Raw genomic sequence first — 13,459 nt, 5'->3', positions numbered from 1 at the left:
CGCCGCACGTTGGGTCGCGCTATGCTGCGCGGCATTCATTCAAGAAGGACACCTGATTCATGGCAGGAAGCAGTTTGCTGGTGCTGATCGACGACATCGCTGCGGTACTCGACGATGTGGCGTTGATGACCAAAATGGCCGCCAAGAAGACTGCTGGCGTGCTTGGCGATGATCTGGCGCTCAATGCCCAACAGGTTTCCGGTGTGCGTGCCGAGCGGGAAATCCCGGTGGTGTGGGCGGTGGCCAAGGGCTCGTTTCTCAACAAGCTGATCCTGGTGCCGTCGGCCTTGGCGATCAGTGCATTCATTCCGTGGCTGGTCACGCCATTGTTGATGGTCGGTGGCGCGTACCTGTGTTTCGAAGGTTTCGAGAAACTGGCCCATAAATTCCTGCACAGCAAGGTTGAAGACCAGGCCGAGCATGCAGAGCTGGTTGAGGCCGTGGCTGATCCGGCGGTCGATCTGGTGGCGTTCGAGCAGGACAAGATCAAAGGCGCCATCCGCACCGACTTCATTCTCTCTGCGGAAATCATCGCAATCACCCTGGGCACCGTGGCAGATGCTCCGCTGACCCAGCAAGTCATCGTGCTTTCGGGCATTGCCATCGTCATGACCATCGGCGTTTATGGCCTGGTGGCCGGCATTGTCAAACTCGACGACCTCGGTCTGTGGCTGACCCAGAAACCTGGACAGATGGCCAAGAGCATCGGCGACGCCATTCTGCGAGCCGCGCCGTACATGATGAAAAGCCTGTCGGTGATCGGCACGGCGGCGATGTTCCTGGTGGGTGGCGGAATTCTTACCCACGGTGTGCCGATGGTTCATCACTGGATTGAAAGCGTCAGCGCGGGTGCGGGTGGTGCCGGGTTTATCGTGCCTACGTTGCTGAATGCGGTGGCGGGGATTGTGGCCGGTGCGGTGGTGTTGGCGGCTGTGATGGTTGTCAGCAAACTCTGGAAAACCGTCAGAAGCTGATCCTCAGCGAAATGAAAAAAGGCCATTCGACTCGCATCGAATGGCCTTTTTTGTCGCCGATGAATTTACTCGGCGATCTGCAACTTGCGCGACTCGGTGTACACGTAGCGCACTTTCTCGTACTCGAATGGTGAGTTCAGCTGGCCATAGCGGAAGCTGTTCTGGTAGCGCTTGTCGATACCACGCAGGACCCAGATTTCCGGGTGGTTTTCGCTGACGTTGGAGACGTTCAGGAAGTTGATCGCCGACTCTGCGGTGAAATCGACCGCCAGGCCCCCGGTGTCGCGGATGTTGGAAGGTCCGAGGATCGGCAATACGAAATAGGCGCCGCCCGGTACACCGTAGAAGCCCAGCGTCTGGCCGAAATCTTCGCTCTGGCGCGGCAGGCCCATAGAGGTGGCCGGGTCCCACAAGCCGGCGATGCCGATGGTGGTGTTGAGCAGCAGGCGTGCGGTGGTTTCCATCGAGCGCTGACCCTTGAACTGCAGCAGGCTGTTCAACAGGTTCGGCACGTCACCGAGGTTGTTGAAGAAGTTGCTGACGCCGGTGCGCAGGAAACTCGGCGTGATGTAGCGATAACCATCGACCACTGGCAGGAACACCCATTGGTCGAAGCGGTAGTTGAAGTGGTAAACGCGGCGGTTCCACTCTTCCAGCGGGTCGTAGACGGCCAGCGCGCTAAGCGTCGAGCGTTCGAACTCGCGCTGATCCAGCCCCAGGTTGAATTTGAGTTTGCTCAGCGGCTCCTTGAAGCCGTCGCTGTCAATCACAACCGGTGCGTTGGCTTTGCTGTTGTCGGCATTGGCGACGCCTGCACAGAGTAACGCTGCGATAAGCAGGAGATATTTAGCCACGGAAGAACTCCAGCATGGCGTCGCTGTTGACGCGGTAATTAAGGTTGCCGCAATGGCCGCCCAGTGGATAAACGGTCAAACGATCGCCAAAGGTCTTGCGCAGGAAACCGAGGTCACCAGGGCCGAGAATCACGTCGTCGGCGTTGTGCATGACGGCGATTTTCGGGCTGTCGTGCAGGTAATCCTTCAGTGCATACAAGCTGACCTGGTCGATCAGTTGCAGCAGGCTGCCGCCGTCGGTGCGGGCGCGCCACATCGGAATGACTTGCTCGGTGATGTAGCAGTCGAAGTCGCATTGCAACGCGCGCTTGAGGAACGGCGTGAGGCTGGTGCCTTCGGTGATCGGATATTTCGGTGGAGTGATCAGACCGCGACGGTTGATCAGGTCCGAGGTGAAGGCAATGTCGGCTGCCGAGAAGCGGAACGAAGTGCCGATCAGCATGGCCATCTGTTCGTTGCTCAGGTGCTGCTTGGACTGCTGGAAGTCGTAGAGCAGGGCATCGTTGAGGTCGATGTAGCCTTTCTGCTGGAAGTAGCGGGTCAGTTTGTTCAGCACCAGTTCATAGAATGTTGTGCTGTTGTTGATGCCTTTGACCTCGGTCTGGACCAGCTTGTCCAGATTGGTAATCGAGGTGTAGAGGTTGACCGGCGGGTTGAGCAGCAAGACTTTCTTGAAATTGAAGCTGCGGCGGGTTTCATCCAGGTGTGCGACAAATGCCGCGTCCAGTGCACCCAGGCTGTAGCCGGTCAGGTAGTAATCAGTGACGGGCACATTCGGGTTTTGTGCCCGCACGGCCTGCATCACCCGGTACATGTCTTCGGCGTCTTCCTTGGTGATGCCGGGCGTGGCAAAGCGTGAGGCGGCGCTCATGAAGTCGAAGCTGGTGGGCGACGACAGTTGCACCACGTGGTAGCCGGCCTTGTAGTAGAGCTTCTTCAGGTATTCGTTAAGGCTGCTGTCATAGCGCGCGCCGGTGCCGGCGATAAGGAAAATCAGCGGAGCGGCTTTATCCTGGGTGGCGATGCGGTAGGTGAGTTTCTTCACCGGCCAGAAGTTGTCTGGCAAATCGAACTCACGCTCCGGGCGTAACCTGACGCTGCGGGTTTGCTGATCGATGTCATCGTCCAGCGGCAACTCCGGACGCAGGTCCGGCGGTGTCGTCGCGATGGTCGCCTCAAATGGGTTGGTCAAGGGGTAGCCATAGCTGGCCGCGTCGATATCGACGGCCAGTGCGGACGCACTCAAAATAAGGCCGCCAAACAGGGCGGCGAAGCGCAAGGAACGGAGCATGACTAGATCCCTTAGAGAAAGGTGCCGAATGAAGTTCGCAGGCTATGACCACGGGGTTTGCGTCAAAGTGCCATGGGTCGGCACCAATCAGACCTAATTTCGGAGTAATAGTAGCTGGACGATACACTTTGCAGCTATTTCGTGACCAATTATCTCTTACGCGCGTTTGCTTACCGCTGGCGGGGGATTAAGCTGGCCGCCGTTTTTCGTTTATTGGAGTGCTTCATGTCCCGCCGTTTGCCTGTGATTCTGCTGCTCGTTCTCCTGCCGTTATGGCTGGCCGCCAGTTATGGCGCGCGATATGGCTTCATGGAGGATGCTCAATGGGTTGGCGTCTGCGTGGACGAAGCGAGTCGCTGGGAATGCCAGGCTCGTTCGAGCCTGGGCCTGATGATTCACTTCAATGTCTTGGGCTTCGCGGCATTGGCGGCAGCCGTTATCGGTTTTGTGCTACCGGGTCGTGCAGGGTGGTGGTTGGCGGTGCTGGCGCTGGTGTTCGGGTTTCCGGCGCTGGCGTTGTACAACACGACTTTGGCTGTTTTTGCGGTCGTGATTGCCGGGTTGCGGTTGGTCCGGGAAAGCCGCGTCGCCTGATGCAGAAAGATCGCAGCCGCAGGCTGCGATCTTTTGATCCTGCTTTGCCGATTACCCCTTGCGAACCCGCAAACTGCGCCACAACGCTGCAACCATCAACACACTCACCAGCGCCCAACCCCAGGCTTGCTGATTCTGCAACCCTTCACGATAAAGCTGCGGCGCAATACCGGCACCGATGATGAAGGTCAGCAGGGCAATCTCCCGACGCGCCACGCTCACCGGGCGGCACAGATAGACCAGCGCCGGCAGGATGAATGCGACACTCGGGAAGCTGCGATAACGCGGATCGAACACCAGCTCCAGCATCGTCACCGCAGCGGCAAACCCGGCCACCGCGAGCAACCAGCCCGCCCGACGTTCCAGCGCATTGAACGCCCGTTCACGCCAGCCGGTGCGAGCGCTCAGGGTCAGTGCCGCATGGGCCAGCACCAACACATTCAAAGCCGTCAGCAAAGCGACCCACAACCATTCACTGGTAAACCGCGTAGTGACACGGGCCAGGTCGCCCCAGGCGCCAATCGAGCAAGCGGCCAGCGCACCGAGCAGCGGTAGAACCAGCGCTGCGCGAGTGCTGCGTACACGGCCGCCGAGGATCAACGTGCCAAGGAAGATCAAACCACCCACCACCAGCCACTGCGTCCAGTAGGGCACGTTCGACACCGGACCGGCGAGCACACCTTTGTCCTGGCGATCGGCATCGAACAGCCCCCAGTAACCACCGACCGCACCTTCATTGGCGCGTTTCCACGGCTGGTCGAAGGCTTCGATCAGGTTGTAATGCCAGCCTTGCTGCTCCGCCATGATGACAAAACCACGAATGAACTTGGCTTCATTGACCCGGCTCGGCAGGGCGGTTTCACGCTGACGGCCTTCACTGGGCCAGCCGGTTTCGCCAATCATCACATCCTTGGGTGCGAACTTGTTGCCGAACACCTGACGTACTTCGGCCACATGCTGCAGGGCGGCGTCGATATTCGACGGGTCATCTTCCCAGTACGGCAACAAATGGATGGTCAGGAAATCCACCGCCGGGGCGATTTCCGGGTGCTTGAGCCAGAACTCCCAGACGTCGGCGTAAGTGACAGGTTGTTTGACCTGGCTTTTGACTTTATTGATGAGCTTGGCCAGTTGCGCGCCGGTGACTTCCTTGCGCAGCAGGGTTTCATTGCCGACGATCACCGAGGTCACCACGTCCGCGTTGGCGTTGGCCGAGGCGATCAGCAGGTCGACTTCCTTGGCGGTGTCAACCGGGTTGCTGTTGACCCAGGCGCCGATCATCAGTTTTAACCCGTGCTTGCGCGCCAGGTCGGGCAGGGCCTCGAGGCCGGTCATGGAATAGGTGCGGATGCATTCGCAGCTTTTGGCCAGCAGCGCGAGGTCGGCGTCCATGCGCTCGGGGCGCAGCTTGAACGGCTGATCGAACGGCGATTGGTCCTTGTCGAACGGGGTGTAGGAGGCGCATTGCAGCTTGTGCGTCGCACTGGCCACGTCCGGCAGCACCACCGGTTTACCGAGGCCGTACCAGAAGCCACCAAGGGCAAAAAGCCCCAGCAGGCAGGCGAATACATAAGCAAAAAAAGGAAAGCGGGATGTCGCGGGCATGGTCAGGCCGTCTGGGAGCAAAGCCGCGCATGTTACCTTCATTTACCGCGTGCTTGGTGGCCCGCATACTTTTGACATGCAAAGTTTGGGCGGGTTGGCCGGCGGACTTCCGGTGGTCTAGATTAATGGCGTTCTGATGTCGTTTCTCGATGCCTTGAGGTCGCTGACAGAGAAGGTCGCCATGGTCTTGAGGTTGATTATCGACGCATCAGTGCTCTCATCGATAAATCGCGCTGATGTTCGGGCGAGTTTGCGGTGGGCGTGATGGGGGCGCTGTGCACCATAACAATACGTTGACGCGACTCGGCATCCGTCGAGCGCAGCACTTTCGGGGAAGTAACGATGAAGATGCGACGACTCTTGGGCGCAGGTGCCGCTTTGGTGCTGGCGATCAGTTCTACTGTGGCCAGCGCCGAAAACAAAGAAGTGACTATCGGTTATGTCGACGGCTGGTCGGATAGTGTTGCCACGACCAACGTGGCCGCTGAAGTGATCAAGCAGAAACTCGGTTATGACGTGAAACTGCAAGCAGTCGCCACCGGGATCATGTGGCAGGGCGTGGCCACTGGCAAACTCGATGCCATGATGTCTGCGTGGCTGCCTGTGACCCATGGTGACTACTGGACCAAGAACAAGGATCAGGTCGTCGATTACGGTCCGAACTTCAAGGACGCGAGAATCGGTCTGATCGTGCCGGAGTACGTCAAAGCCAAATCCATTGAAGACCTTAAAACCGACGACAGCTTCAAAAAACGCATCGTCGGCATCGACGCCGGCTCGGGCGTGATGATCAAGACCGAACAGGCAATCAAGGACTACGATCTGACCGGCTATCAACTCAAGGCCAGTTCCGGCGCCGGCATGATTGCCGAGCTGACCCGTGCCGAGAAGAAAAACGAATCGATTGCGGTCACCGGTTGGGTGCCGCACTGGATGTTCGCCAAGTGGAAACTGCGCTTCCTGGACGACCCGAAAGGCGTTTATGGCGCGGCTGAAACTGTAAACAACATCGGCAGCAAAGAACTGGCAACCAAGGCTCCGGAAGTTGCCAAGTTCATGAAGAACTTCCAGTGGGCGTCGAAAGACGAAATCGGCGAAGTCATGTTGGCCATTCAGGATGGTGCCAAACCTGAAGCCGCCGCGAAGGATTGGGTGGCCAAACACCCGGAACGCGTTGCAGACTGGACCAAATGATTTGAGCTGAAGCTTCTAGTCGGCACCTTTCAGGGCCGCTTGGTGTAACCATCAAGCGGCCTTTTGTATTTGCGCATTCTTGTAGAAAGAAGATGGGTGCAAAGCAGGCTAATTAATATTTGCTGAAAAAAGGCAAAACTGTCATGTCGTTCTAATACTAAGGTCGTCTGGAACCAGTCTCGCAGCCGCATAGAGTGGATAACGTTCCAACTTCATCTGTGCTGCGAGGATAAAAACAATGAACGACAGCATTTACCTCTCGATTCAAAACAGCCCGCGTTTCAAGGAGCTGGTTAGTAAGCGAGAAAGGTTCGCCTGGACTCTTTCGGCGATCATGCTTGGGCTTTACTCCGGATTCATCCTTTTGATTGCTTACGGGCCGCATATTCTGGGGGCGAAAATCAGCCCCGAGTCTTCGATTACGTGGGGGATACCGATTGGTGTCGGGCTGATTCTCTCAGCCTTTATCCTGACTGCAATCTACGTACGACGCGCCAATGGCGAATTCGACGACCTGAACAATGCGATTCTCAAGGAGGCTCAGCAATGATCCGGCGTCTAATGGCTCTATTGAGCATCGCAGCCTTTGCACCTGGCGTCTGGGCAAGTGAAGCCCTGACCGGCGAAGTGCAGAAACAACCGCTCAACGTTTCCGCGATCCTGATGTTCGTCGCGTTCGTGGGTCTGACCTTGTGCATCACCTACTGGGCTTCCAAGCGCAACAATTCGGCAGCCGACTACTATGCGGCGGGTGGCAAGATCACCGGCTTCCAGAACGGTCTGGCAATTGCGGGCGACTACATGTCGGCGGCGTCCTTCCTGGGTATTTCCGCCCTGGTGTTCAGCTCTGGCTACGATGGCCTGATCTACTCGATCGGGTTCCTGGTGGGCTGGCCGATCATTCTGTTCCTGATCGCCGAGCGCCTGCGTAACCTGGGTAAATACACCTTTGCCGACGTGGCGTCCTACCGCCTTGGGCAAACCCAGATCCGCACGCTGTCCGCTTGCGGTTCGCTGGTGGTGGTGGCGTTCTACCTGATCGCGCAAATGGTCGGTGCCGGCAAGCTGATTCAGCTGTTGTTCGGTCTCGACTACTACGTTGCCGTGATCCTGGTCGGTATCCTGATGTGCATGTACGTGTTGTTCGGCGGCATGCTGGCGACCACTTGGGTGCAGATCATCAAGGCAGTGTTGCTGCTGTCCGGTGCTACGTTCATGGCACTGATGGTCATGAAGCACGTCAACTTCGACTTCAGCTTGCTGTTTTCCGAGGCGATCAAGGTTCACCCTAAAGGTGAGGCGATCATGAGCCCTGGCGGCCTGGTGAAAGATCCGGTTTCGGCATTCTCGCTTGGCTTGGCACTGATGTTCGGTACCGCGGGCCTGCCGCACATTCTGATGCGCTTCTTCACCGTGAGTGATGCGAAAGAAGCTCGCAAGAGCGTGCTGTATGCAACCGGCTTCATTGGTTACTTCTACATCCTGACGTTCATCATCGGCTTCGGCGCGATCCTGCTGGTCAGCACCAACCCTGCCTTTAAAGATGCTGCTGGCGCGCTGTTGGGCGGCAACAACATGGCGGCGGTGCACCTGGCCAACGCGGTGGGTGGCAGTATCTTCCTGGGCTTCATCTCGGCAGTCGCGTTCGCAACCATTCTGGCTGTAGTGGCTGGTTTGACGTTGGCTGGCGCTACGGCGGTGTCTCACGACCTTTACGCCAGCGTGGTCAAGAAGGGCAAAGCCAACGACAAGGATGAGATCCGCGTCTCGAAAATCACCACCGTCTTCCTGGGTGTGCTGGCGATCGGCTTGGGTATTCTGTTCGAAAGCCAGAACATCGCGTTCATGGTGGGCCTGGCGTTCTCCATCGCGGCGAGCTGTAACTTCCCCGTGCTGCTGCTTTCCATGTACTGGAAGAAGCTGACCACGCGTGGCGCGATGATTGGCGGCTGGTTGGGGCTGATCAGTGCCGTTGGTTTGATGGTCCTTGGGCCAACCATTTGGGTGCAGATCCTGCATCACGAGAAGGCTATCTTCCCGTATGAGTACCCGGCGCTGTTCTCCATGGCCATTGCGTTTATCGGGATCTGGTTCTTCTCAATCACTGACAAGTCGACTGCGGCTGACAATGAGCGGGCGCTGTTCTTCCCTCAGTTTGTTCGTTCGCAGACGGGCTTGGGGGCGAGTGGGGCGGTTGCTCACTAAGGCTTCAGGCTTGCGTATATAAGCTGCGTTAAACAGAAATGCCCCGGTCGAGAGATCGGGGCATTTTTTATGGGGGGATTAGCTTTTGTAGGAGCGAGGCTTGCCCGCGAAGGCGTTGGAATGGCTGGTCGGATGGGCTGATGGTGTACATATCCGTTTCTGCGGTGACGGCGGCTGGCGGTTTCGCTCTTACAGCGAGTCCCTTTTTCATACGCCAAAAAGGAACCAAAAGGCTTCGCCCCGGCGTACGGCGCCTCGCTAATGCTCCGCGTTCCCTCGCTCCGGTGTACATCAGGGGGCATCGCCTACGGTCTGCTTCGCGACGACCTCCTCTTGATGTGTGCGGCTTCGCCGCACGGCGCTACGCGCCTAACCCCCTGATGAACACCTCCACTCGGCCTGCCGAAGGGGCGAAAGATCAAAAGCAGGATCAACAGCCCGCCGCTCACTGATCGTTCCAACGCAGAGCGTGGGAACGGTCAGGTTCATCGCACAAACAAAAACGGCCTCTATATAAATAGAGGCCGTTCCCGGTGCAACCCAATACGTTATCGCAAGACAGGTCTTATTTGCGGTCTTCCAGCTTGGTGATGTCACGCGACTCGTAGCCGGTGTACAGCTGGCGCGGACGGCCAATCTTGTACGGGCTGGAGAGCATTTCTTTCCAGTGGGAGATCCAGCCGACAGTCCGCGCCAAAGCGAAGATCACGGTGAACATGCTGGTTGGAATGCCGATGGCCTTGAGGATGATCCCCGAGTAGAAGTCGACGTTCGGGTACAGCGAGCGTTCGATGAAGTACGGGTCGGTCAGGGCGATCTCTTCCAGGCGCATGGCCAGTTCGAGTTGCGGATCGTTGGTGATGCCCAGTTCTTTCAGCACTTCGTCGCAGGTCTGTTTCATGACTGTTGCGCGTGGGTCGCGGTTTTTGTAAACCCGGTGACCGAAGCCCATCAGTTTGAACGGATCGTTCTTGTCCTTGGCCTTGGCGATGTACTTGTCGATGTTCGACACATCGCCAATTTCATCGAGCATGGTCAGGACAGCTTCGTTCGCGCCGCCGTGGGCAGGGCCCCACAGTGCAGCGATGCCGGCGGCGATACAGGCGAACGGGTTGGCACCCGAAGAGCCAGCCAGGCGTACGGTGGAAGTCGATGCGTTCTGCTCGTGGTCGGCATGGAGGATAAAGATCTTGTCCATGGCGTTGGCGAGTACCGGGCTGATCGGTTTGATCTCGCACGGGGTGTTGAACATCATGTGCAGAAAGTTTTCCGCGTACGTCAGGTCGTTGCGCGGGTACATCATGGGTTGGCCCATGGAGTACTTGTAAACCATTGCTGCCAGGGTCGGCATCTTGGCAACCAGACGGATCGCGGAAATTTCGCGATGCTGCGGGTTATTGATGTCGAGGGAGTCGTGGTAGAAGGCCGAGAGGGCGCCAACTACACCGCACATGACGGCCATCGGGTGGGCGTCGCGACGGAAGCCGTTGAAGAAAGTCTTCAACTGCTCGTGAACCATGGTGTGGTTCTTCACGGTGCTGACGAACTGGGCCTTCTGTTCTGCGGTCGGCAATTCGCCGTTGAGCAGCAGATAGCAGGTTTCCAGGTAGTCCGACTTTTCAGCCAGCTGTTCGATCGGGTAGCCGCGGTGCAGCAGAATGCCGTTGTCGCCGTCGATATAGGTGATCTTCGACTCGCAGGAAGCTGTCGACATGAAACCAGGGTCAAAGGTGAAACGGCCCGTGGCCGTCAGGCCCCGAACATCGATAACATCGGGACCAACGGTGCCGGTTAAAATGGGCAGCTCGACGGGGGCTGCGCCCTCGATGATCAACTGCGCTTTTTTGTCAGCCATGTGGCCTCCTATTTATGCTTGAAATCATCAGACAGACCCCCCACGCAGGGCCCGCACCACTATAGTGAGATAAATTCGAATGTCAATTTGCCTAAAGTCTTGCTCCAGAAGGCTTTAACCGGACTTTTTCCTCGAAATTGACTGCCATTTACGCCTTTTATACGACTTGTGCAATGAGCTATTAGGGGAAGGCGATTGCGTTGTCATTAGTAGCCTAACTGTCTATACTCGGCCACCGACCGCCAGGGGCTTTTTGGCCTGCTTTGTTGGGGGTCGCATCCCTGGGTAGTGGTTACCTGACCAGTGCACTCCCCAACAACTTTGCCCTGATTGTTAGGGGCTCTTCAGTGTGAAAAAAAAGCCGTGAAAAGCCAACGACCTGTAAACCTAGACCTAAGGACCATCAAACTCCCCATCACCGGCGTTACGTCGTTTCTTCACCGTGTTTCCGGCATCATCCTCTTCCTAGGCCTTGGCTTCATGCTGTATGCATTGGGCAAGTCTCTGGGTTCCGAGGAAGGTTTTGTCGAGGTGAAGGCATGCTTGACCAGTCCGCTGGCCAAGTTCGTAGCATGGGGCCTCCTCTCCGCCTTGCTTTATCACATGGTAGCCGGCGTGCGCCATCTGATCATGGACATGGGCATCGGTGAGACGCTGGAAGGCGGCAAGCTGGGCTCGAAAATCATTATCGCCGTGTCTGCGGTGTTGATCGTTCTGGCGGGAGTTTGGATATGGTAACCAGCGTAACGAACCTGTCGCGTTCCGGTCTCTATGACTGGATGGCGCAGCGTGTGTCTGCGGTTGTTCTCGCGGCTTATTTCATTTTCCTGATCGGATACCTCGCAGCGCACCCTGGCATTGGCTACGCCCAATGGCACGAGCTGTTTGCAAGCAACGGGATGCGTATTTTCAGTCTGCTGGCCCTGGTGGCCCTGGGCGCTCACGCCTGGGTTGGCATGTGGACCATCGCGACCGACTACCTGACGCCGATGGCGCTGGGCAAGTCCGCGACTGCAATACGTTTCCTCTTCCAGGCGGTATGCGGCGTCGCGATGTTCGCGTACTTCGTCTGGGGTGTGCAGATTCTTTGGGGTATCTGATTCATGTCTACTACAGTTAATACGCTTTCGTTCGACGCCATCATCATTGGTGGCGGCGGTGCCGGCATGCGCGCTGCTCTGCAGCTGGCACAGGGTGGTCACAAGACTGCCGTAGTTACCAAGGTTTTCCCGACTCGTTCGCACACTGTATCCGCCCAGGGTGGCATCACCTGCGCCATCGCTTCGGCAGATCCGAACGATGACTGGCGCTGGCACATGTACGATACCGTCAAGGGTTCCGACTATATCGGTGATCAGGACGCTATCGAATACATGTGTTCCGTAGGTCCGGAAGCGGTCTTCGAACTCGAGCACATGGGCTTGCCGTTCTCCCGTACCGAACAAGGTCGCATCTATCAGCGTCCGTTCGGCGGTCAGTCGAAAGACTTCGGTAAAGGTGGGCAGGCTGCACGTACTTGCGCCGCTGCCGACCGTACCGGTCACGCACTGCTGCACACCCTGTACCAGGCCAACCTGAAGGCCGGCACTGTATTCCTCAACGAATACTACGGTGTCGACCTGGTGAAGAACGAAGATGGTGCCTTTGTCGGCATGATCGTCATCTGCATCGAAACCGGCGAAACCTCCTACGTCCGCGCGAACGCGACCGTATTGGCGACCGGCGGTGCAGGCCGTATCTACTCGTCCACCACCAATGCCCTGATCAACACCGGTGACGGCGTCGGCATGGCCCTGCGTGCTGGCGTGCCGGTACAAGACATCGAAATGTGGCAGTTCCACCCGACCGGCATCGCCGGCGCCGGTGTACTGGTTACTGAAGGCTGCCGCGGTGAAGGCGGTTACCTGATCAACAAGCACGGCGAGCGTTTCATGGAGCGTTATGCTCCGAACGCCAAAGACCTGGCTGGTCGTGACGTTGTTGCTCGCTCGATGGTTAAAGAAATCATCGCCGGCAACGGTTGCGGCCCGGATGGCGACCACGTAATGCTGAAACTCGATCACCTCGGTGAAGAAGTTCTGCACAGCCGTCTGCCAGGCATCATGGAACTGTCGAAGACCTTCGCTCACGTCGATCCAGCCGTGTCGCCGATCCCGGTCGTTCCAACCTGCCACTATATGATGGGCGGCGTGCCGACCAACATTCATGGTCAGGCGATCACTCAGGACGCTGAAGGCGTTGACCAGATCATCCCGGGCCTGTTCGCTGTAGGCGAAGTGGCTTGCGTATCGGTTCACGGTGCCAACCGTCTGGGCGGCAACTCGCTGCTCGACCTGGTGGTCTTCGGTCGTGCTGCCGGCCTGTTCCTGGAACAGACCCTGAAAGAAGGCGTCGACTACGCTCGCCCACGCCAGTCCGACATCGACGCTGCCCTGGCACGTCTCGATGGCCTGAACTCGCGTACCGAAGGCGAAGACGTCGCTACCCTGCGTAAAGAACTGCAAAGCTGCATGCAGAACTACTTCGGTGTATTCCGTACCGGCGAATACATGCAGAAGGGTATTGCTCAGTTGGCTGATCTGCGTAGCCGTATCGCCAACGTCAAGATCAACGACAAGAGCCAGGCGTTCAACACTGCCCGTATCGAAGCGCTGGAACTGCAGAACCTGCTGGAAGTGGCCGAAGCTACCGCCATCGCCGCAGAGATCCGTAAAGAGTCCCGCGGTGCTCACGCCCGTGAAGACTTCGAAGAGCGCGATGACGTTAACTGGCTGTGTCACACCCTGTATTTCCCGGGTGAGAAGCGCGTCGCCAAGCGTGCCGTGAACTTTTCGCCAAAAACAGTCCCGACCTTTGAACCAATGATTCGGACTTATTAAGGGTGGCC

Annotated in this window: 12 protein-coding genes; 8 read left to right on the top strand and 4 right to left on the bottom strand. The window is 57.6% G+C overall.

All coding sequences use genetic code 11. From position 1 onward, the window contains the following. The first annotated feature begins 59 nt into the window (after positions 1 to 59). Complete coding sequence (locus tag MO767_RS05975) at positions 60 to 974, top strand: DUF808 domain-containing protein (protein WP_282479776.1); 915 nt, start codon at positions 60 to 62, stop codon at positions 972 to 974. A 65-nt stretch (positions 975 to 1,039) separates the two neighbouring features. On the opposite strand, the gene MO767_RS05970 is transcribed toward MO767_RS05975, so the two are convergent. Continuing rightward, positions 1,040 to 1,828 carry a VacJ family lipoprotein gene (locus MO767_RS05970; RefSeq protein ID WP_282479775.1) on the bottom strand — a complete coding sequence of 263 codons (789 nt, stop codon included), beginning with the start codon at positions 1,826 to 1,828 and terminating at the stop codon, positions 1,040 to 1,042. Beyond that, on the bottom strand, positions 1,821 to 3,119 hold the full coding sequence (locus MO767_RS05965) for a serine/threonine protein kinase (RefSeq protein WP_282479774.1): 1,299 nt from the start codon (positions 3,117 to 3,119) through the stop codon (positions 1,821 to 1,823). Before MO767_RS05965 ends, MO767_RS05970 begins: the two co-directional genes overlap by 8 nt. Positions 3,120 to 3,344: 225 nt before the next feature. Between MO767_RS05965 and MO767_RS05960 the strand changes: the two genes are divergently transcribed. Then, complete coding sequence (locus MO767_RS05960; RefSeq protein ID WP_282479773.1) at positions 3,345 to 3,713, top strand: hypothetical protein; 369 nt, start codon at positions 3,345 to 3,347, stop codon at positions 3,711 to 3,713. Between the two features lie 51 nt (positions 3,714 to 3,764). On the opposite strand, the gene MO767_RS05955 is transcribed toward MO767_RS05960, so the two are convergent. Next, positions 3,765 to 5,360 carry a beta (1-6) glucans synthase gene (locus tag MO767_RS05955; protein WP_282479772.1) on the bottom strand — a complete coding sequence of 532 codons (1,596 nt, stop codon included), beginning with the start codon at positions 5,358 to 5,360 and terminating at the stop codon, positions 3,765 to 3,767. A gap of 300 nt (positions 5,361 to 5,660) precedes the next feature. Here MO767_RS05955 and MO767_RS05950 point away from each other — a divergent pair, with 300 nt between their 5' ends. The 3 genes from MO767_RS05950 (at position 5,661) to MO767_RS05940 (ending at position 8,717) form a co-directional block, all read left to right on the top strand. Next, positions 5,661 to 6,512, top strand: coding sequence for a glycine betaine ABC transporter substrate-binding protein (locus MO767_RS05950; protein ID WP_282479771.1), 852 nt, complete (start codon positions 5,661 to 5,663; stop codon positions 6,510 to 6,512). 238 nt (positions 6,513 to 6,750) lie between these two features. After that, positions 6,751 to 7,062, top strand: coding sequence for a DUF485 domain-containing protein (locus MO767_RS05945; RefSeq protein ID WP_282479770.1), 312 nt, complete (start codon positions 6,751 to 6,753; stop codon positions 7,060 to 7,062). Then, the gene (locus MO767_RS05940; RefSeq protein WP_282479769.1) at positions 7,059 to 8,717 is read left to right on the top strand and encodes a cation acetate symporter; all 1,659 of its coding nucleotides are present in this window, start codon (positions 7,059 to 7,061) and stop codon (positions 8,715 to 8,717) included. Before MO767_RS05945 ends, MO767_RS05940 begins: the two co-directional genes overlap by 4 nt. 565 nt (positions 8,718 to 9,282) lie before the next feature. On the opposite strand, the gene gltA is transcribed toward MO767_RS05940, so the two are convergent. After that, positions 9,283 to 10,572, bottom strand: a complete 1,290-nt coding sequence (gene gltA / locus MO767_RS05935; protein ID WP_008148584.1) for a citrate synthase — start codon at positions 10,570 to 10,572, stop codon at positions 9,283 to 9,285. 363 nt (positions 10,573 to 10,935) lie between these two features. On the opposite strand from gltA, the gene sdhC reads away from it, so the two are divergent. From sdhC to sdhA, 3 genes are read left to right on the top strand one after another with little or no spacing between them, the layout of a single operon-like run. After that, positions 10,936 to 11,310 carry a succinate dehydrogenase, cytochrome b556 subunit gene (gene sdhC, locus MO767_RS05930; protein ID WP_046048044.1) on the top strand — a complete coding sequence of 125 codons (375 nt, stop codon included), beginning with the start codon at positions 10,936 to 10,938 and terminating at the stop codon, positions 11,308 to 11,310. Beyond that, entirely contained in the window at positions 11,304 to 11,672 is a 369-nt protein-coding gene (gene sdhD, locus MO767_RS05925) for a succinate dehydrogenase, hydrophobic membrane anchor protein (RefSeq protein ID WP_046048043.1), read from the top strand. Before sdhC ends, sdhD begins: the two co-directional genes overlap by 7 nt. A gap of 3 nt (positions 11,673 to 11,675) precedes the next feature. Further along, positions 11,676 to 13,451, top strand: a complete 1,776-nt coding sequence (sdhA, locus tag MO767_RS05920; protein ID WP_282479768.1) for a succinate dehydrogenase flavoprotein subunit — start codon at positions 11,676 to 11,678, stop codon at positions 13,449 to 13,451. Positions 13,452 to 13,459: the final 8 nt, after the last annotated feature.

This window comes from Pseudomonas sp. UYIF39 (genome assembly GCF_029963765.1).
Classification (GTDB): domain Bacteria; phylum Pseudomonadota; class Gammaproteobacteria; order Pseudomonadales; family Pseudomonadaceae; genus Aquipseudomonas.
The sequence above is the reverse complement of the archived record's forward strand: the minus strand, read 5'-3'. Positions and strand labels throughout refer to the sequence as shown.

Coding starts and splice junctions, on each gene's coding strand:
- MO767_RS05975 (WP_282479776.1), top strand. CDS start 60: ATGGCAGGAAGCAGTTTGCTGGTGCTGATCGACGACATCGCTGCGGTA.
- MO767_RS05965 (WP_282479774.1), bottom strand. CDS start 3,119: ATGCTCCGTTCCTTGCGCTTCGCCGCCCTGTTTGGCGGCCTTATTTTG.
- MO767_RS05960 (WP_282479773.1), top strand. CDS start 3,345: ATGTCCCGCCGTTTGCCTGTGATTCTGCTGCTCGTTCTCCTGCCGTTA.
- MO767_RS05955 (WP_282479772.1), bottom strand. CDS start 5,360: ATGAAGGTAACATGCGCGGCTTTGCTCCCAGACGGCCTGACCATGCCC.
- MO767_RS05950 (WP_282479771.1), top strand. CDS start 5,661: ATGAAGATGCGACGACTCTTGGGCGCAGGTGCCGCTTTGGTGCTGGCG.
- MO767_RS05945 (WP_282479770.1), top strand. CDS start 6,751: ATGAACGACAGCATTTACCTCTCGATTCAAAACAGCCCGCGTTTCAAG.
- MO767_RS05940 (WP_282479769.1), top strand. CDS start 7,059: ATGATCCGGCGTCTAATGGCTCTATTGAGCATCGCAGCCTTTGCACCT.
- gltA (WP_008148584.1), bottom strand. CDS start 10,572: ATGGCTGACAAAAAAGCGCAGTTGATCATCGAGGGCGCAGCCCCCGTC.
- sdhD (WP_046048043.1), top strand. CDS start 11,304: ATGGTAACCAGCGTAACGAACCTGTCGCGTTCCGGTCTCTATGACTGG.
- sdhA (WP_282479768.1), top strand. CDS start 11,676: ATGTCTACTACAGTTAATACGCTTTCGTTCGACGCCATCATCATTGGT.